An 18,311-nucleotide genomic window follows, 5' to 3' on the forward strand; every position below is an offset into this window, starting at 1 on the left:
GAGGAAATTCAAGCATAAAGCATAGGCCGGAGGTTCTCCAAGCCCGTTGCGGCAGCTTTTGCGTGAACTTCGAGCCGCTACCTTCTGGCGCCGGCCAGGGCCCGTCGCTTGGCCTCGTCGATCAGCATGTTGGCCACCTGCATACGGATCATGGCGCGTTGGCGCAAATGCGGTGCGACGCGGTCGGGATGGTTGGCGAAGGCGAAGCTGCGGCGTATGCGGCTAAGATCGGCATTCTTGGCGGAACGGTCGAGACCAAGCTCTCCGGCAATCGATTCGGGATCGATCGGCGGCAGCTTTTCTTCCGGGCGCTGTTCCTCAGCGGCCAACGTCAATTTCGCCTGGTCGAGCAGCGCAGCGAATTCGGCGGCCAGGTCGGCACCTGCCTCGCGATACTCGGCGGCGACGCTCTCGCCGGCGACCTTGATGCGGCCGGAATGGAGCTCGTCCGCCACCGACAGATAATCGAACGGAATAGACGGCCTTGCGCCCTCATCCTCGCCCTTCTCGGAGGCGGTGATCAGGTCGTCGAGCAACGAAGCGAAATCACGCTTGGTGCCGATCTCAGCCTCCCTCTGTCGCAACGGCATGCATTTCTCATCCATCGAGCATAGGGCGCTGTCGTTAAAAATGAATGCCTACGGCTATGAGAATTGCCGGCATTCATGGGGACTCTCGAGCGTTCGAAGGGCGCAAACATAAAAAGCCGGACTGCATTTTCACACAGCCCGGCAAAATCGCCAGGAGTGGCGAGGAAAAAGCCGGCCATGTGCCAGCATCTAGGCGTACGTTCCGGCCGAACGGAAAGTTTCAGCGAAAATCGATTGTGTCGAAAAAAATCGTTTGGCATGGCAGCCATGCAATTGCTGCACTGCACAATTTTCACAATTCGTCTATATAGTTGAGCGTGGAGGATGAACTGGGGCACAGAGTCATGGGGTTCTTCACTGAAATGTTCGCGCGGCCAAGGCCGCAGGAGCACCAGCGTTACCGTTCGGCGCTCGCGCTTCTGAATGCGATGAGCAACGCCGACCGCGCCGACATCGGCATCAAGCCGGCGGATTTCCCGCGTATCGCGCGTGAAATGTCGATCCGCTGAAGGCGCAACCAGGCACCGAAAAAGAGGTTTCCCGGAAGGTTCCGGGAAACCTCTAGACTCCTATCCGGTCAGCGATTTCCCAGGAAAGTCTGCTTGCCGAGCGGCACGCCATTGTGGCGCAGGATGTCGTAGGCCGTGGTGATGTGGAAGTAGAAATTCGGCATCGCCAGGTGCAGCAGATATTGCAGGCCTGGCAGCGTGGTTTCGCGCCCGCCGAGCCGCACTTCGACCGTCCTGTCCTCCGAGCTTTCCAGATCGGCCGCCGAAAAAGACGCCAGATGATCGAGCGTCTTGGCGATTCGGGCCTGCAACTCGGCGAAGCTTGATTCATTGTCTTCGTATTTCGGCACCTCGCGGCCGGCGAGCCGCGACGGCGCGCCCTTGGCGTGGTCGGTGGCGATCTGTACTTGCCTCGCCAACGCGAACATGTCGGGTGCGAGCCGGGCTGTCAGCAACACCTGCGGGTCGATCTTGCGCTCGCCGGCGTTCTGCTCGGCCGCTGTCAGCACGCTGGCCAACGCCTTGAGCCGAGCCGAAAAGACGCCGACCGATATGTCGTACATGGAAATGGTCATGGGTTATCTCCCAGGCGGCCCCAGCGCCGCGGGCCGTGACCTAGCGCCTCCCGCCACGATTCTTCAAGCCGTCGCTGAGCGGCGTCACCACGTCGCCGCAATCGCCGTGGTAGTATTTTCGCTACCCCAGTGGAGGACCCGATGAGACGCGCCACTTTCGCAGCGACCGCCTTTCTCTCCCTAATCTGCATAGGACAGCAGGCGCGGGCCGCCGACGCGCCCTATATCGACGACAGGTCCAGCGCAGAGTCGGTCGTCCGCTCGCTTTACAGCGCCATCGGCCGGCACGAGTTCGCCCGCGCCTGGGGTTACTTCGGCGATACCAAGCCGGCAAAGGATTTTGCCGCTTTCGTCAAAGGTTACGACGATACCAACACCGTCGAGGTCATGACTGGCGCCGTATCCGACGAAGGTGCCGCCGGCAGCATCTATTACAGCGTTCCGGTCGCCATCCAGGCGACCGACAAAAAGGGCGAGGCCAAGGTTTTTGCCGGTTGCTACACGCTCCGCCAGGTCAACGCGCAGATCCAGGAACCGCCTTTCCAGCCGATCTTCATCGACAAGGGCGCGCTGAAACCGTCGACCGAGGATTTCGACAGCGCGGTGCCGGCAAGCTGCGGCGACGGCCCGCCGCCGCCGAAGAAGGACACGGCGCTGGAGCAGGCCAAGAAGGCCTTTCTCGCCACCTATGGCGACCAGTGCGACAAGCAGGATACGGAAGGTAAGCCGATTGGAGAACCGGAAGCATACTCTATCCATTACAAAGACAAAGATGCTCAGCCCAACGATCCTGAGCGCGAGACAAGACTGTTCCGCTTTTTCTGCTCAATGGCCGCCTATAACGAAAGCGAGGTCTATTACATCGGGAACGATGTCGATGGCGTGACGCAGTTGCAGTTCACCGAGCCGGAGCTCGATATCCGCTACGAGAACAACGACAGTGAGGGCAAGGTCGAAGCGATCCACATCATCGGCTTCCAGACGAGCGGCTGGGCGACCAACTCTGACTACGACGACAAAACCAAGACCATCAGCACCTTCAACAAATGGCGTGGGATGGCTGATGCCTCGTCATCGGGAACTTACCTGTTCCGCAATGGTGACTTTTCCCTCGTGCAGTATGACGTCGACGCGTCATACGATGGCGAGCAAAATCCGCAGACCATCGTCGACTACAACTCCGCGCCTTGAAGGGAGGCCTTTAGAGCAATTCCAGGAAAAGTGTGAGCGGTTTTCCGCCCGGAATTGCGTAATAACAAAGAGTTAGAGCGCTTCGCCGTTTCTATGAAACGGTGAAACGCTCTAGGGCGCTTTGGTCAGCATCCAGTTCAGCGTGCCGCGCCAGTCGACCATGCGGATCGGTGTGCCATGCGTGCCGGTCTCGAAGCGCACGAAGCGGGTCGGATAGGTCTTCGACTTGGCCAGGATCGAGCGGAAGAAGGCTTCCTGCTTATCGACCGGGAAGACCACGTCGTGGCTGCCCTGGCCGAAAAACACCGGAATGCGGCGCTTAAAGGCGGGGCTCGTCAGAAAACTGTCGTCCCACAGCGAGCCGAGCAGCAACAGCCCGTTGATGCGGCTGCCCATGTCCTTGCGATCGGCGAGCTTCCAGCAGATCATGCCGCCCATCGAACCGCAGGCGACGAAGATCTTCGCCCCTGGCGACTGCTGCGCATAATGGTCGATCAGCGCCGCGACCTGCGCCGCGCCCTTGTCGCCGAAATCGGGGAAATCCGGTGAAAGATAGAGGCCGTTATTGGCCGCCATCAAATTCTTGATGCGGTTGAAATTGCCGCCGAAGGTGAAGTCGTCGACGCCCTGCTTACGGCTGCCGCCCTGCCCGTGCAGGTAAAGCACGACGATCGAAGCGCCTTGTGTTCTGCCGACCGCGACATGCCTTATGTCGCCGGTATCGGATTTCAGCATCAGATCCTGCTGGACCTTGCGCACGCCGGGATCGCTGTACTGGGCGCGCACCCGCTTTTCCGGCACCTCGTCGCGCTGGTTGATGTCGCGCATCTCGTGATAGTCGAGCACCGTGTAGGCGCCGTTGTCGCCGGAAGATAGCGTTGGCGGATAGGCGAAGAGATCGTCCTTGAACGGTTTTAACGACAGCCCCTGGCTGTGGGCAGCCGAGACGGCGAACCCAATTGCGACAGGCAGCACGAAGAGAAAGCGGAAATGGAAAGACATGTCCAAAGGCATGCGAAATTCGCCTTCGGTTTGTCAATCCTGCAGGACGCCGCCCGCCCCTTCCAGCGCCTCGCGGGTGTCGACATCGATCGAGGCGCCCTGCCCGATCTCGACATCGATGACATCGAGCCCGCCGGCCTCGACAAGATGGCGCGCGCCGGTGTCGCCCTCAAGCTGCGCGACGGCCGCAAACAACGCGCGCGGCAAAAGCACCGGATTGCCGCGTTTGCCTTGATGTGATGCCCGCACCACCGCGCGGCCGCCCGAGCGGCGGAACGCGTCGATCAGGCTGTCGAGGTCCTCTGACGAAACACCCGGCATGTCGCCGAGCACGATCATCGCGCCTGCCGCATCATGGGCGACATTGGCGATGCCTGCCTTCAGGGAAGAGGCGAGGCCGTCGGCGAAATCCGGATTGTCGGCGAGCCGCACATCCAGGCCGGCAAGCGCGGAGCGGATGCGCTCGCGCTGATGCCCGGTGACGACGATGGTGCCGTTGGCCTTGGAACCTAGCGTCCGCTCAGCGGTGCGGCGCACCAGCGGCTTGCCCTCGAACAGCGCCATCAGCTTGTTCGGGCCGCCCATGCGGCTGGAACGGCCTGCGGCCAGAAGCACGATGTCGACCTTCAACTCGGAATTTGCCGCTCTTGGTGCCGGCTCACGTGGTTGTGGCCGTGTCGGGATCTCCATCAACAAGCCTCCAACGCCCATGCCGGCAATGTCGCTCGCGGTGACATCGAGCCCGGCAATCAGGCGATCCAGCACCCAGTCGAAGCCATTCTCCTTCGGGCTGCGCGCGCAACCCGGCGCGCCGATGACCCGCTTGCCGTCGAGTGTGCCCAGCACGAGCAGATTGCCGGGATCGACCGGCATGCCGGCGCGGATGACCGTACCACCCGCCTGCTCGATCGCAGCCGGCACGACATCGGCGAAATCGCTCATCGCCGAGGCGCCGAAGATCACCACAAAATCATTGTCGCGCGCCAGCGCCGCGGCAGCCGCCGCGACTGGCACTACCTCATGCGGCGTGCGGCGCTCCGCCGTCACCCGGCTGCCGGAGCGCGCCAGCCGGACTTCGGTGATGCGCAGCGTCTTGTCGAGCACGCTCGGTTTGGTGCCGGGAAGGACAGTCTGGATGACGCCGACCTTGACCGGTCGATAGGCGTTGACCGCGAAGATTTCGCCCGCAGCGCAGATTCCGACGGCCTTTTCGACCAGGCCTCCCGCGACGGCAAACGGAATGATCTTCACCGTCGCCACCATCTGCCCCGGCTCGACCGGCGCGTGCTGCGCCAGCGTGGCGATCGTGATCGCCGGATCGACCGCGTTGATGGCATCGATCATGCCGGCATCGACGGTGAAGACGCCGGCCGCTTCTGCATGCAGGTTGACCCGCCCGGTCGCCGCCGGCCTGGCGTCGATGTTGCGGCGCCTCATCCCGGCTGCGATCCTGGTCGCCGCCGCATCCTCGCTGAGATCGTCGGCTGCCAGGACGGCGGCAACAACCTCGACGATGCCGGCTGCCTTCAGGATCGCGACATCCTCGGCGCTCAAGCGGTGAGCCTTATGGTACCGCCGCCCGCCGGCCGTCACAGCGTGCGCCAGCACCGCGCCTTGCGCCTCGTCGATCGAGACAGGGCCGAACTTCACGCCACGGCGCCCGTAGAGCGCCGCGCGTCCTCTTGGACGCGCAAAGGACGCTCTACTACTTTGAATCTACGCATCGTGCTTTTCCAAAATCGGTTCCGCTTTTGAAGCCAATGCGGTGGCTTCGAGGCCGCGCGAGCGGAAGGCATGGATGGTCTGCGCCAGGATGGCAACGGCGATCTCGGCCGGGCTGGCGGCGCCGATGTCAAGGCCGATCGGCGCATGGATGCGCGCGATCTGGTCCGCGCCGGCGCCCAGTGCCAGCAGCCGCTCGACGCGCTTGGCATGGGTTTTGCGGCTGCCCAGCGCCCCGACATAGAAGCATCTGGCGTCGAGCGCCGCCTTCAAGGCGAAATCGTCGATCTTCGGATCATGGGTCACGGCGGCGAGTGCTGTATAGCTGTCGAGCGGCTGGCGCTTCAGCACATCTTCCGGCCATTCGGCGTGCAGCGCCACATCGGGAAAGCGGTCCGGCGTGGCGAAGGCGGTGCGCGGATCGACGATCTCCAGAGGATAGCCGGCAATCCGGGCCATCGGCGCCAGCGCCTGGCTGATATGGACGGCGCCGATCACCACCAGCCGCGGCTGCGGCAGATGCGCGTTGAGGAAGAAAGTCCGCCCCTCGGCCTCGACCGAACCCGAATTGCCGGTCCGAAATGCCTTGGCGATCGCCGCTCCCAGATCGCCAGCAACCGGATCGCCTTCGCGCACGATGCGGTCGCGACCATCGCCGAGGTCGGTGACCAGGATCGCCGCGCGACGCGCGCGACGTTCGGCATTGAGCGTTTTGAGAGCGTAGGGATCCATATCTAACCGAGCCGCTCCACATAGACCCTGATGCGGCCGCCGCAGGACAGGCCGACCTGCCATGCGGTTTCGTCGGCGACGCCGAATTCAAGCATTTTGGCTTTGCCGGTATCGATAACGTCGATCGCTTCGCTCACCACCGCGCCCTCGACGCAACCACCGGAAACGGAACCGTGGAAATTGCCTTCGGCATCGATCACCAGATGGCTGCCGACCGGGCGCGGCGCCGAACCCCAGGTCTCGACCACGGTGGCGATCGCGACATCCTTGCCATCCTTCATCCAGCCCTCCGCGATGATCAGAGGATCGCGGGCCTCATCGAGATACATGTTCTCGTCCATCGTTGCTTCTCGCAAAGTCGGTTTTTCGGGTGATCCTGCAATTCATATGGCTATGCCGCCTGCCTCCCGCCAGCTTGCAGCCAGCGGCGCAGATCGACCGCGGCAGCCGGTCTCTGGTCGAGCGATGCGCACAGATCGGCCAGCGCATCAAGGTTATGCACCGCGCGGAACTCGTCGACATGCGGCAGCATCGCCTTCACGCCACGAGCCCGCGCCTCGAAACCGTCGAAGCGCAGCAGCGGATTGAGCCAGATCAGCCGGCGGCAGGATTTGTGCAGCCGCTCCATCTCTTCCGCCAGGCCGGCAACGTCGTCGCGTTCGAGCCCATCGGTGATCAAAAGCACCACGGCGCCCTGCCCCAGTACGCGCCGCGACCACATCCGGTTGAATTCGGCAAGCGTGTCGCCGATGCGGGTGCCGCCCGACCAGTCCTTGACGGTCGCCGAGCATTCGGCCAGCGCCGCGTCCGGATCGCGATGGCGCATCTGGCGAGTCAGGTTCGTCAGCCGTGTGCCGAAGACAAAGGCATGCACGCGCCGGCGCTTTTCCGTCAGCGCGTGCAGGAAGTGGAGAAAAATTCGGGTGTACTGGCTCATCGAGCCGGAAATGTCGGCCAGCACCACCAGCGGCGGGTGCACTTCGCGCGGTAAGCGGTACTTCGGCAGGATGAGCGCGCCACTGGTGCGCGCGGCCGAACGCATCATGGCGCGCGGATCGATGCGCCGCCCCTGAGCGTCAGCCTTGAAGCGGCGCGTGCGCACCGTGTCGAACGGCAGGCGCAACGCCGCGATCGCCTTCTTGGCCTCAGCCATCTCGCCTGCGTCCATCTGCGCAAAGTCCTTAGCCCGCAGCACCTCGTTGCCGGAAAAGGTCAGGCGCGCATCGACCTCGATCTCAGGCACTTCCCGTACAGGCTGGTTCTTGCTATGGCCCTCGAACATCGCCTGGCTGACACGGTTTTCCGCCGCGCGCGGCTTTTGCTTCTCACTCGTGTCGGGCGCGACCGGCGAAAACATCGCCAGCATCTTTTCGATCAGTTCGCGCGATTTCCAAAACAGCCGGAAAGCCTCGTCGAAGACCGGATGATCCTCATGCCGAGACACCAGCACGGCATGCAGCGTCCAGTAGAAATCGTCGCGCGAGCCGATGCCGGCGGCAAGCACAGCCTCGATGGCATCCTTGACCGAGGCCGGACCGACACGCATGCCGGCTTTGCGCAGCGTGCGGGCGAAATAGACGATGTTGTCGGCGATGCGTCCGTCGGCGAGCGCCTCCCTGGGTTCCGGTCGCGAAGGCATCCGGGCTACTCCGCCGCCGAAAGCTCGGCCTTCACCTCATTGAGGATGCGCCGGCCCTCGCCCGCGCCGATGCGAGCGATATCGTCCTGGTATTTCAAAAGCACGCCGATCGTGTCGGACACGGTTTCCGGGTCAAGCGCCACCTTGTCGAGCTCGGTCAGCGCGCCGGCCCAGTCGATGGTCTCGGCGACGCCCGGCGCCTTGAACAATTCGACCTGGCGCAATTTCTGGATGAAGGACACCACTTCGGCCGACAGCCGGCTGTTGGCCTGCGGCACCTTGCGGCGTACGATCTCCAGCTCACGCTCGGCATTGGGATAGTCGACCCAGTGATAGAGACAGCGCCGCTTCAGCGCGTCGTGGATCTCGCGCGTGCGGTTGGTGGTGATGATGACGATCGGCGGCTCTTCCGCCTTGATCGTGCCGAGCTCGGGAACCGTCACCTGGAAGTCCGACAGGATTTCGAGCAGGAAGGCCTCGAAGGCCTCGTCGGTTCGGTCAAGCTCGTCGATCAGGAAAACCGGCGCGGCGCCTTTCTTGCCGGTCAGCGCGTCGAGCACGGGCCGGCGGATCAGGTATTTTTCGGAGAAGACATTGCGCTCCATATCGGAGCGCACGACCTTGCCCGCCGCCTCCTCCATGCGGATCTCGATCATCTGGGCGGCATAGTTCCACTCATAGACGGCCGAGGAGACGTCGAGCCCCTCGTAGCATTGCAGGCGGATCAGCCGGCGCCCAAGCGCCGCAGCCAGCACCTTGGCGATCTCGGTCTTGCCGACGCCGGCCTCGCCTTCGAGGAACAGCGGCCGCTGCATGCGCAGCGACAGAAACAGCACCGTTGCCAGGGAGCGGTCGGCGACATAGTCCGCGCCGGTCAAAAGATCGAGCGTCTCGTCGATCGAGTTCGGCGCGGGGCGCGGCGCGGTCATCTTATCTCCGTCGATCCCGCCCACCCGCTTCAAAGAAAATGGTAGCCGCGGTTGTGGTAGATCAGCGGCCGCAAATTATCGCCGATGCGCAGGCCTGTCACCTTGCCAAAAAGCACACGGTGGGTGGCAAGATCCTTGCTGTCGATGATTTCGCAGTCGAACACGGCGAGCGCGCCTTTCAAAGTCGGCGCCCCGGTCGAGATCACGTCCCACTCGGCAAGGGCGAAGCGCTCATCCGCCGGCAAGCCGGTGACGCCCGAAAAGCCGACCGAGACAGCCTCCTGGTCCGAAGCCAGCGTGTTCAGCGCGAACTTGCCGTTTTTGATGAAAGCCTCGTTCTTGGCGTTCTCGCGATTGAGGCAGACCAGCACCGTCGGCGGCGTATCGGAGACCGAGCAGGCGGCGATGACCGTCGCGCCCCTTTTGCCGCCGGGGCCGTCCGTCGTCACCACATGGACATGGCCGGCAAAATGCGCCATCGCGTCGCGATAGTGCTGCGGTCCTATGTCGTTGATCTTGAGCACGCGATAATCCACCTACTAGAGCAAGCTCGTTATATATGGCGGCCTATTGCGCGTCACAAGCCGGCCAGCACGGGCGAAGTGCTTGACCGCAATCCGCAAATTCGCGTGTTGCGCGGCGCTAAGCCAGCCTTTAGGTCTTTGCTGGAACAGTGTCGGAACTATACTCCCGGCACGGAGGATTTCATCACCCGAATGCGCCTTCTCACGACGACTTCAGCCGCGCTGCTTTTGCTGGCGCTGGCCGCCAATGCCAACGCCGAGATTCTTATCGGCGTCGCCGGCCCTCTGTCTGGTCCGTCAGCCACCCTCGGCAAGCAGGTCCAGAACGGTGCCGAGCAGGCCGCGGAGACGAATGGCGTCACCGTCAAGACTGTAGACGATGCCTGCACGGCCGATGGCGGCGCGGCGGCAGCGAAGGAATTCGCGGCCGAAAAAGTCAATATTGTCGTTGGCTTCCTCTGCACCGACGCGATCGAGGCGGCCTTGCCGATCCTGAAGGATGCCAACATTGCGGTGATCACGGTCGGCGTCCGCACCGAAAGCCTGACCGATCGCCGCGCCAAGACCGGCTGGCCGGTCTACCGGCTCGGGCCGCGCGGCGACGATGAACGCAACGCGGTCGCCACCAATCTCATCCAATTGTGGCGCGACGACTTGTTCGCCATTGTCGATGACGGCACCATCTATGGCCGCGAGATCGCCGAGACCTTTCGCGCCGCGGCCGAGCAGGCAGCGCTGAAGCCGGTCTTTACCGACACGTTCCGGCCGCAGCTCGACAACCAGATCGGATTGGTCGGCCGTTTGAAGAAGGCAGGCGCAACCAAAGTGTTTGCCGGCGGCGATGGAGACGACATCGCCATCATGGGTCGCGACGCCGCCCAGCTCGACGCCGGCATCACCCTGGCCGGCGGCGAAAATCTGCGCACGCCGCCCGGCGACGTGCCCTACGCGCCCGGCACGTTGATGATCGCGCCGCCAGAATGGGAACAGGTCGCCGACCCCAAGGTGGTGCAGGCCTTCACGGCCAGCAACATCGTGCCGGAAGGCTATACTCTACCGGCCTATGCCGCAGTTGAAATTGCCAAGGCGGCGCTGGCCGATACGCAAGCGTCCGGCAAATCGATTGCCGAGGCGCTGACCGGGCACGATTTCACCACCGCGATCGGCACCATACGCTTCGACGAAAAAGGCGACCTCAGCCAGAACCCTTTCCGTGTCTTCCGCTTCGACGGCACCAATTTCGTGCCGCTGGAGGCGAAGTGATGTTCCGCGCCGGCCCGCGCAACCTGATCACCGACGTCGCCGGCCTGCGTGTCGGCAATGCCGGCGACGGCAAATTGAAATCCGGCGTCACGGTTGTGCTGTGCGACGAGCCGGCGGTGGCCGGTGTCCAGGTGCTGGGCGGCGCGCCGGGAACGCGCGAGACCGACCTGCTCGAGCCGCAGAACTCGATCGCGACCATCCATGCCGTTGTGCTGTCCGGCGGCTCGGCCTTTGGCCTCGACGCCGCTTCAGGCGTGCAGGCGGCGTTGCGAGAGAAAAACATCGGCGTCGAAGTCGGCGGCTTCCGCGTGCCGATCGTGCCGGCCGCGATCCTGTTCGACCTGCGCAATGGCGGCGACAAGGACTGGGGCCGCTATCCGCCCTATCGCGACCTGGGCTATGCGGCCGTGCAGGCGGCAACCGCGGACTTTCCGATCGGTACGGTCGGCGCCGGTACCGGGGCGCTGACGTCCGGGCTCAAGGGCGGGCTGGGCTCGGCCTCGACCGTGCTCGACAGCGGCGTCACCATCGGCGCGCTTGCCGCCGTCAACCCGACCGGCTCGGTGACCGTCGGCCGCAGCCGCCATTTCTGGGCGGCGCCCTTCGAGATCGGCGCCGAGTTCGGCGGACTGGGCTACCCCAACCCGCTGCCGGAAGACGCAAGGCAGATACTGCTGAAATACCGCGACAAGCGTGTCGGCGGCCAATCGGAGGGTGGCAGCACGACAATTGCCGTCATTGCCACCGACGCGGTTCTGACCAAGGCTGCCGCCAAGCGGCTGGCCATCTCGGCGCATGACGGGTTTGTCCGCGCCATCTGGCCGACGCACACGCCGGCCGACGGCGACCTGGTCTTTGCCCTGGCGACGGGCAAGAGCGGCGTCAAGCTCAACGCCGACGCGGCAATCGACCTGTTCGCGGCGGCCGGTGCGACCATGGCCCGCGCCATCAGCCGCGGCGTATACGCCGCGACGCCGAGCGAGGGGGACTTGTTTCCGGTCTGGTCGTCACGCTAGATCCAATCAGGTCGGATCGGATTTTTCTTCCTCAAAGGTGACCGCCACATCGGAATTGGCCGACAGCCAGACCTTGCCTTCCTCGATCTCGGCAAACAGCGCGAGCGGGATATAGTGGTGATGGCCCTTATGCGCGCCCATGCCGCTGTCGTCCTTGGTCAGCTTGATCCGTTCGCCCTCGACCTTGTCGACGGTGCCGATATGGACGCCGTCGGCGCCGATTACTTCCATATGTTCGCGTATCTTGCTGACGTCGGTGGTCATGTTGATTCTCCACTGGTGGCCGTGCGTCGTTTTGGATGCCTGACGGCCGACAATAACAAATGAACGCCCGATTGGATGCATAGCGCGGCTGCTCATCATGCTTTGACGGGCATGACGCCAATGAGACAGCTGTGCGCGGCAGCGGCGTTGAGCATTTTGTCCACCTCTGTTAGGACGCGACCAACGCTTTTCCAGGCAGGACTTTTAAAGAATGATCCCTCGCTACTCACGGCCGGACATGGTCGCCATCTGGTCGCCCGAAACCCGCTTCCGCATCTGGTTCGAGATCGAGGCACATGCCTGCGATGCACTGGCCGAACTGGGCGTCATCCCGAAGGAAGCGGCAAAAACCATCTGGGAAAGGGGCGGTGCGGCCAAATTCGACGTCGACAAGATCGACGAGATCGAGCGCGTCACCAAGCACGACGTCATCGCCTTCCTGACCCATCTTGCCGAGTTCGTCGGGCCGGACGCCCGCTTCATCCACCAGGGCATGACCTCGTCCGACGTGCTCGATACCTGTCTTGCCGTGCAGTTGAGCCGCGCCAGCGACATCCTGCTGGCCGATATCGATGCCTTGCTCGCCGCGCTGAAGCGGCGCGCCTTCGAGCACAAGGACACCGTCACCATCGGCCGCAGCCATGGCATCCATGCCGAGCCGACGACCTTCGGCGTCAAGCTGGCGCAGGCCTATGCCGAATTCTCGCGCTGCCGCGAGCGGCTGGTGCATGCGCGGGAGGATATTGCCACCTGCGCCATCTCCGGCGCGGTCGGCACCTTCGCCAACATCGAGCCCTATGTCGAAGAGCATGTGGCGGCAAAACTCGGCCTGAAGCCGGAGCCGGTCTCAACGCAGGTGATCCCGCGCGATCGTCACGCCATGTTCTTCGCCACGCTCGGTGTCATCGCCTCGTCGGTCGAGCGGCTTGCGACGGAGGTCCGGCATCTGCAACGCACCGAGGTGCTGGAAGCGGAAGAGTATTTCTCGCCGGGCCAGAAAGGCTCGTCGGCAATGCCGCACAAGCGCAACCCGGTGCTGACGGAAAACCTAACCGGTCTCGCCCGCATGGTGCGCTCGATGGCGATGCCGGCGATGGAAGACGTCGCGCTCTGGCATGAGCGCGACATCTCGCATTCATCGGTCGAGCGCATGATCGGACCGGATGCGACGGTGACGCTCGACTTCGCGCTGGCGCGGCTGACCGGCGTCATCGACAAGTTGCTCGTCTATCCCGACAACATGCTGAGGAACATGAACAAGTTCCGCGGCCTGGTGCATTCGCAACGCGTGCTTCTGGCGCTCACGCAGGCCGGCGTCAGCCGCGAGGACGCCTACCGCCTGGTGCAGCGCAACGCCATGAAAGTCTGGGAGCATGGCGCTGATTTCCTTGAGGAATTGTTAGCTGACAAGGAAGTCACAGCCGCTCTTCCCGAAGCCGAGTTGCGCGAAAAATTCGATCTCGGCTACCACACCAAACACGTCGACACGATCTTCAAGCGGGTGTTCGGGGAAGCATGATCTTTCCTTCTCCCCGTTCACGGGGAGAAAGAAGCTGTCGCCAACGCCCAGTCAAGCTTTCCCAGGAACCGTCCTGATCACCGTGCCCCACGGATCCTCCCGGCTCGTCTCGGCCTTCGCAATATCCGAGCGCATCTCGACCCAGGCGAGGCCCGCGCGGGACGGATCACGGCGGCCGGCGCCGGCGCTCTGCCAAGCATTGGCGCCGATATGGTGGTGGTAGCCGCCAGACGACAGGAACACCGCCTGGCCGCCATATTTCGCCACCGTGTCGAAGCCGAACTGGTCATGCCACCAGGCCTCGGCATCCTGCGGACGGCCGACGCGCAGATGCACGTGACCGATAATGGAGTTTTCCGGCGCACCCTGCCAGCCGGCGTCACCGGCCGGAACGCTGGCCACGACCGCCGGCAGGTTCAGCCGCTCCGTCGCCATGGCGATCTGGTTGCCGTTCCATTTCCAATCTTTCGGCAGGCGGTCGGCATAGATTTCGATGCCGTTGCCTTCCGGGTCGGTCAGGTAAAGCGCCTCGCTGACCAGATGGTCGGATGCCCCCTCGATGCGGATCTGGCTGGCTGCGGCATGGCTGATCCAGCGGCCGAGATCGGCGCGCGACGGCAACAGGAAAGCGGTGTGGAAAAGACCGGCGCTGTGCGGATCGTCGGGCTTGGCCGAAGAATCCTGCTCCACCACCAGCAGCGGACGGTTGGCCGCCCCGAGCGTGATCGCGCCATCGGCGCGGCTCAGTTCCTGCAAGCCGACGACGGCGCGGTAATAGGCAGCCAGACTCTCGGCGTCGCGCGCCTTCAATCCGACGCGCGAGACGCTGACCGGGGTGGTCGCGGCAAAAGGCAATTCGCTCATCAAACTCTCCGTTAGGGCGGCATTTCTCCCAAAAAGGACTCTCCAGGCCGCCAGTCATTGCTCCCCATCCAAATCGTCGATTGCGATCGTTCACACAAGACAGCAAGAATCGAACAGGTTGTTCACGATTGCGATCAGAGCCGATGTTCAGGCGGGGTTGCAGGCGGAAAGGCGGCTCGCTACATCGGCGCCATGAAAGTCAAAGACGCAGACATACTGATCGTGCCAGGCTACACCAATTCCGGCCCCGAACACTGGCAGACCCGCTGGCAGTCGAAACTATCGACGGCACGTCGGGTCGAACAGGCCGAATGGACGAAGCCGGTGCGCGAGGATTGGACGGCAAGCGTGGCGAACGCTGTCAACGAGGCCGAACGTCCGGTGGTGCTTGTCGCCCATTCGCTCGGCGTCGCGGCGGCCGTGCAGGCCATCCCCCAGTTCAGGAAGCCGGTGGCCGGCGCCTTCTTCGTGGCGCCGCCCGACGTCGCCAACCCCGAGATAAGGCCGAGGCACCTGATGACCTTCGGCCCCTACTCACGCGAGCCGCTGCCTTTTCCCTCGATCGTCATCGCCAGCCGCAACGACCCGTTTTGCGCCTTCAATGTCGCCGAGGACATTGCCGGCGCCTGGGGGTCTCTGTTCATCGACGCCGGCGAAACCGGCCATCTCAACGAGGACGCAGGCTTCGGTCCATGGCCGGAGGGCTCGATGACCTTCGCCAAGTTCCTGACCGAGTTGAAGGCGCCCTGATACGGACCAAGGTGTGTGGAGATTCAGGTCAGGCTGAGTCGAAAATGACGATTTCCGAGAACCGGAGCGGAGCGTACTTTAAGTACGTGAGCACCGGAAGCGCAGGAAACCGCCATTTGCAGGCCGGCCTCACCTGAAGATCAACACACCTTAAGCGCCGATCGAATCGCGCATGCTCTTCAAAAGCGTCTTGGCGCCGAGCGAGATAAGCGCGTGGTCCGAGCCCATGGCGAGCAGCCGATAGCCCATCGCCACCATGCGCCCGGCAATCGCCGGCTCGACGATGTAGGTCGCCGCGTGCTTGCCGGCCTTGCGCGTGCGCTCGGCGATCGAAGCCACCGTCTCCATCATGCTTTCCAGCGTCGAATTTATCGTCATGCCGTTCGACCAGGCGATCGAGAAATCCGACGGCCCGACGAAGATGCCGTCGATGCCGGGGGTTTCGAGAATGCCGTCGAGCGCCTCCAAGGCCGCGCGCGTCTCGACCATCGCAAACGCCATGGTGCGCTGGTTGGTGTCGCGCAGCCATTCGGCATGGTCGCCTTTTCCGTGACGCGGAAAGGCATAGGTCGGCCCCCAGGAACGCTCGCCCATCGGCGGATATTTCATGGCTGCCGCGAACTGCCTGGCATCCGCCACGGAGTTGACCATCGGCGCGATCACCGCCTCGGCGCCGAAATCGAGGGCGCGGCTCGCCATATCGAAACGGCCGACCGGGATGCGCACCAAAGCCGGCTTATTGGCGGCAAGCACCGGCACCAGGCCGCGCAACACGCTGTCCTCGTGATGCCCGCCATGCTGCATGTCGAGTGTAACGGCGTCAAAACCCTGCTTGGCGATGATTTCCACTGTCAGCGCGTCCGGCACGCCGGACCAGGCGGTGAACAGCGTTTCATCGGCAGCCAGGCGGGATTTCAGCGACATTGGAACTTTCCTTGTTAACAGCGCATCGGCCCGAAAATCGGGTTCGATTTTCGGAAAGCACGATGCGCCAACTCAAAGCGTTGGAGCGCATACTTTGTGCGTCCAAACGGACGCACGTCGCTCCAATGCAGTTTCAGCGCGAAACAGCGGCAAAGGCAAAGAAAAACCGCCCGGCTAAGCCGGGCGGTCGATTGGTCCAGTTATCCGTTCGCCTGTCGCAGGGTCCGCCGCAAAACGTATGACATTTCGCCGACCTGCTTCGGTCGGATCAGGTGTTTTTGATCTGCTCGATCGCCTGCGCCATCAATTCGTCCATGGTGCGGCGGATCTGATGATCCGACTGGCTGACGCCGGCGGCGTCGAAATCCTTGCGGATCTTGCGGAAGACATCGTGGTCCCCGGCTTCCTCGATATCGGAAACCACCACTTCCTTGGCATAGGCGTCGGCGTCGGCGCCGGATTTGCCGAGTTTTTCGGCGGCCCACAGACCGAGCGCCTTGTTGCGGCGCGCCGAGGCCTTGAAGCGGAGTTCCTCATCGAAGGCGAATTTGCGCTCAAAACCCTCTTCGCGGTCTTTCATGCTGCTCATAACGTCCCTCCGGTCAAAATCCGATTCGCGTGGCGCTGAATATGTGTGGTGGGCAAGCACAAATCAAAAGGCCGCGAGCCGGTCAATATGCTTCGTCATATGCTGCGCTGCGGCATTTCAGTCCGCAAAGCGGTTGATTCGCCGGATTTGCCGATTGAGCAAATAAGGCGATTGCGATAACACCGGCATTGAACACCACCGTCGCCATACTAATTTAGGCAGACGGACAGGAACTGGTCACTTGCCGCCTGCCCGCAGATCCAGAGAAAAAATCAAATGAAAAATCGCCGCCGCATTTATGAAGGCAAGGCCAAGATCCTCTATGAAGGGCCGGAACCGGGCACGCTGATCCAGTTCTTCAAGGATGACGCCACGGCTTTCAACAAGAAGAAGCACGAGGTCATCGACGGCAAGGGCGTGCTCAACAACCGCATTTCCGAATATATCTTCAACCACCTGAACCGCATGGGCATCCCGACTCATTTCATCCGCCGGCTCAACATGCGTGAGCAGCTGATCAAGGAAGTCGAGATCATTCCGCTCGAGGTGGTGGTGCGCAACGTCGCCGCCGGCTCGCTGTCCAAGCGCCTCGGCATCGAGGAAGGCACGGTGCTGCCGCGCTCGATCATCGAGTTCTATTACAAGGCCGATGCGCTCGACGACCCGATGGTGTCGGAAGAGCACGTCACCGCCTTTGGCTGGGCAAGCCCGCAGGAAATCGACGACATCATGGCCTTGGCCATCCGCGTCAACGACTTCCTGTCCGGCCTGTTCCTCGGCGTCGGCATCCAGCTCGTCGACTTCAAGATCGAATGCGGCCGCCTGTTCGAGGGTGACATGATGCGCATCGTGGTTGCCGACGAGATCTCGCCGGATTCCTGCCGGCTGTGGGACGTCGCCACCCAGGACAAGCTCGACAAGGACCGTTTCCGCCGCGACATGGGCGGCCTGGTCGAGGCCTATCAGGAAGTTGCCCGCCGCCTCGGCATCATCAACGAGAACGAGCCGCCGCGCCCGACCGGCCCGGTGCTCGTCGCCTCGTCCGAGCCGCCGAAGGGCTTGAAGCACTAGAGCAATTCCGGGAAAAGTGTGTAACGGTTTTCCGTCCGGAATTGCGCAACAAGACAAATCAGCGGCCTGCCGGCAGCGGCAGGCCCGCCGACCAAACGACCGATCATTTCAGGAGCATCGATGAAAGCCCGCATCACCGTGACCCTCAAAAACGGCGTCCTCGACCCGCAGGGCAAGGCGATCGAACACGCGCTGTCCGGGCTGGGCTTCGACGGCGTCGGCCAGGTACGCCAGGGCAAGGTGTTCGACATCGAGCTCACCGGAACCGACAAGGCCAAGGCCGAGGCCGACCTCAAGGCAATGTGCGACAAGCTTCTGGCAAACACGGTGATTGAGAACTATAGTATGGTCATAACCTGAGGTTGTACCGGAGGCATTGGTGGCCGAGATTGATGGAAGCCTGATATTTGAGATCCTCAGGTCGATTCAATCTCGATTGGACAGGATGGATATGACGCTTGGAGAGGTGAGGTCCGAGCTTGGTTCTATCCGCGGCCACCTGATTGCCACTGAGGGCGACATCCGCAACATTTATGGCGTGCTCGCCCGCCAAGACAATCGGCTTGAACATATTGAACGCCGCCTTGAGTTGCGAGAACTCGCCGAGGCTCAAAAACCGTTTGAGCCGAAATAGAATT

22 protein-coding genes are annotated in these 18,311 nt (G+C 62.8%); 9 read left to right on the forward strand and 13 right to left on the reverse strand.

Annotated elements, in window-relative coordinates; all coding sequences use genetic code 11:
- Positions 1 to 77: 77 nt before the first annotated feature.
- Positions 78 to 590: a hypothetical protein gene (locus AB6802_RS14420; protein ID WP_371010780.1), complete on the reverse strand. Its 513-nt coding sequence runs from the start codon at positions 588 to 590 to the stop codon at positions 78 to 80.
- Between the two features lie 344 nt (positions 591 to 934).
- Here AB6802_RS14420 and AB6802_RS14425 point away from each other — a divergent pair, with 344 nt between their 5' ends.
- Positions 935 to 1,099, forward strand: a complete 165-nt coding sequence (locus AB6802_RS14425; RefSeq protein WP_095765222.1) for a DUF1127 domain-containing protein — start codon at positions 935 to 937, stop codon at positions 1,097 to 1,099.
- A 68-nt stretch (positions 1,100 to 1,167) separates the two neighbouring features.
- On the opposite strand, the gene AB6802_RS14430 is transcribed toward AB6802_RS14425, so the two are convergent.
- A complete protein-coding gene (locus AB6802_RS14430; RefSeq protein ID WP_371010781.1) occupies positions 1,168 to 1,674 on the reverse strand; it encodes a DUF1993 family protein in 507 nt (168 codons plus the stop codon).
- Between the two features lie 141 nt (positions 1,675 to 1,815).
- On the opposite strand from AB6802_RS14430, the gene AB6802_RS14435 reads away from it, so the two are divergent.
- Positions 1,816 to 2,865, forward strand: coding sequence for a DUF1176 domain-containing protein (locus AB6802_RS14435; RefSeq protein ID WP_371010782.1), 1,050 nt, complete (start codon positions 1,816 to 1,818; stop codon positions 2,863 to 2,865).
- A gap of 111 nt (positions 2,866 to 2,976) precedes the next feature.
- Here the strand turns inward: AB6802_RS14435 and AB6802_RS14440 are convergent, their stop codons facing one another.
- From AB6802_RS14440 to AB6802_RS14470, 7 genes are all read right to left on the reverse strand, one after another.
- On the reverse strand, positions 2,977 to 3,867 hold the full coding sequence (locus tag AB6802_RS14440; protein ID WP_371010949.1) for an alpha/beta hydrolase family protein: 891 nt from the start codon (positions 3,865 to 3,867) through the stop codon (positions 2,977 to 2,979).
- Between the two features lie 33 nt (positions 3,868 to 3,900).
- Entirely contained in the window at positions 3,901 to 5,517 is a 1,617-nt protein-coding gene (locus AB6802_RS14445; protein ID WP_371010783.1) for an NTP transferase domain-containing protein, read from the reverse strand.
- 66 nt (positions 5,518 to 5,583) lie between these two features.
- Entirely contained in the window at positions 5,584 to 6,321 is a 738-nt protein-coding gene (locus AB6802_RS14450) for an XdhC family protein (RefSeq protein WP_371010784.1), read from the reverse strand.
- Positions 6,322 to 6,323: 2 nt separating this feature from the next.
- A complete protein-coding gene (locus AB6802_RS14455; RefSeq protein WP_371010785.1) occupies positions 6,324 to 6,662 on the reverse strand; it encodes an XdhC family protein in 339 nt (112 codons plus the stop codon).
- 50 nt (positions 6,663 to 6,712) lie between these two features.
- Entirely contained in the window at positions 6,713 to 7,960 is a 1,248-nt protein-coding gene (locus AB6802_RS14460) for a VWA domain-containing protein (RefSeq protein ID WP_371010786.1), read from the reverse strand.
- A gap of 5 nt (positions 7,961 to 7,965) precedes the next feature.
- Positions 7,966 to 8,889, reverse strand: coding sequence for an AAA family ATPase (locus AB6802_RS14465; RefSeq protein WP_371010787.1), 924 nt, complete (start codon positions 8,887 to 8,889; stop codon positions 7,966 to 7,968).
- 29 nt (positions 8,890 to 8,918) lie between these two features.
- Positions 8,919 to 9,413, reverse strand: coding sequence for a flavin reductase (locus AB6802_RS14470; RefSeq protein WP_371010788.1), 495 nt, complete (start codon positions 9,411 to 9,413; stop codon positions 8,919 to 8,921).
- Positions 9,414 to 9,605: 192 nt separating this feature from the next.
- On the opposite strand from AB6802_RS14470, the gene AB6802_RS14475 reads away from it, so the two are divergent.
- Both AB6802_RS14475 and AB6802_RS14480 read left to right on the forward strand, forming a co-directional pair.
- Entirely contained in the window at positions 9,606 to 10,676 is a 1,071-nt protein-coding gene (locus AB6802_RS14475) for a branched-chain amino acid ABC transporter substrate-binding protein (protein ID WP_371010789.1), read from the forward strand.
- Positions 10,676 to 11,692: a P1 family peptidase gene (locus tag AB6802_RS14480; protein ID WP_371010790.1), complete on the forward strand. Its 1,017-nt coding sequence runs from the start codon at positions 10,676 to 10,678 to the stop codon at positions 11,690 to 11,692. Before AB6802_RS14475 ends, AB6802_RS14480 begins: the two co-directional genes overlap by 1 nt.
- 6 nt (positions 11,693 to 11,698) lie before the next feature.
- Here the strand turns inward: AB6802_RS14480 and AB6802_RS14485 are convergent, their stop codons facing one another.
- The gene (locus tag AB6802_RS14485; protein WP_371010791.1) at positions 11,699 to 11,956 is read right to left on the reverse strand and encodes a DUF2171 domain-containing protein; all 258 of its coding nucleotides are present in this window, start codon (positions 11,954 to 11,956) and stop codon (positions 11,699 to 11,701) included.
- Between the two features lie 211 nt (positions 11,957 to 12,167).
- Between AB6802_RS14485 and purB the strand changes: the two genes are divergently transcribed.
- On the forward strand, positions 12,168 to 13,475 hold the full coding sequence (purB, locus tag AB6802_RS14490) for an adenylosuccinate lyase (RefSeq protein ID WP_371010792.1): 1,308 nt from the start codon (positions 12,168 to 12,170) through the stop codon (positions 13,473 to 13,475).
- Positions 13,476 to 13,526: 51 nt separating this feature from the next.
- Here purB and AB6802_RS14495 read toward each other — a convergent pair whose 3' ends face one another.
- A complete protein-coding gene (locus AB6802_RS14495) occupies positions 13,527 to 14,339 on the reverse strand; it encodes a VOC family protein (RefSeq protein WP_371010793.1) in 813 nt (270 codons plus the stop codon).
- Between the two features lie 192 nt (positions 14,340 to 14,531).
- On the opposite strand from AB6802_RS14495, the gene AB6802_RS14500 reads away from it, so the two are divergent.
- Positions 14,532 to 15,089 carry an RBBP9/YdeN family alpha/beta hydrolase gene (locus AB6802_RS14500; protein WP_371010794.1) on the forward strand — a complete coding sequence of 186 codons (558 nt, stop codon included), beginning with the start codon at positions 14,532 to 14,534 and terminating at the stop codon, positions 15,087 to 15,089.
- A gap of 150 nt (positions 15,090 to 15,239) precedes the next feature.
- Here the strand turns inward: AB6802_RS14500 and AB6802_RS14505 are convergent, their stop codons facing one another.
- Together AB6802_RS14505 and AB6802_RS14510 are read right to left on the reverse strand one after the other, a co-directional pair.
- Positions 15,240 to 16,013: an HpcH/HpaI aldolase/citrate lyase family protein gene (locus AB6802_RS14505; RefSeq protein ID WP_371010795.1), complete on the reverse strand. Its 774-nt coding sequence runs from the start codon at positions 16,011 to 16,013 to the stop codon at positions 15,240 to 15,242.
- A 268-nt stretch (positions 16,014 to 16,281) separates the two neighbouring features.
- Positions 16,282 to 16,602, reverse strand: a complete 321-nt coding sequence (locus tag AB6802_RS14510; RefSeq protein ID WP_371010796.1) for a DUF1476 domain-containing protein — start codon at positions 16,600 to 16,602, stop codon at positions 16,282 to 16,284.
- 276 nt (positions 16,603 to 16,878) lie between these two features.
- On the opposite strand from AB6802_RS14510, the gene purC reads away from it, so the two are divergent.
- The 3 genes from purC to AB6802_RS14525 all read left to right on the forward strand — a co-directional run bounded on the left by purC (position 16,879) and on the right by AB6802_RS14525 (position 18,307).
- Complete coding sequence (gene purC / locus AB6802_RS14515; protein ID WP_371010797.1) at positions 16,879 to 17,673, forward strand: phosphoribosylaminoimidazolesuccinocarboxamide synthase; 795 nt, start codon at positions 16,879 to 16,881, stop codon at positions 17,671 to 17,673.
- Between the two features lie 120 nt (positions 17,674 to 17,793).
- Positions 17,794 to 18,033 (forward strand): phosphoribosylformylglycinamidine synthase subunit PurS, encoded by a 240-nt coding sequence (purS, locus tag AB6802_RS14520; RefSeq protein WP_371010798.1) that lies wholly within the window; start codon positions 17,794 to 17,796, stop codon positions 18,031 to 18,033.
- A gap of 19 nt (positions 18,034 to 18,052) precedes the next feature.
- On the forward strand, positions 18,053 to 18,307 hold the full coding sequence (locus AB6802_RS14525; protein ID WP_371010799.1) for a hypothetical protein: 255 nt from the start codon (positions 18,053 to 18,055) through the stop codon (positions 18,305 to 18,307).
- Positions 18,308 to 18,311: the final 4 nt, after the last annotated feature.

This window comes from Mesorhizobium sp. RCC_202 (genome assembly GCF_041355295.1).
Lineage (GTDB): Bacteria > Pseudomonadota > Alphaproteobacteria > Rhizobiales > Rhizobiaceae > Mesorhizobium.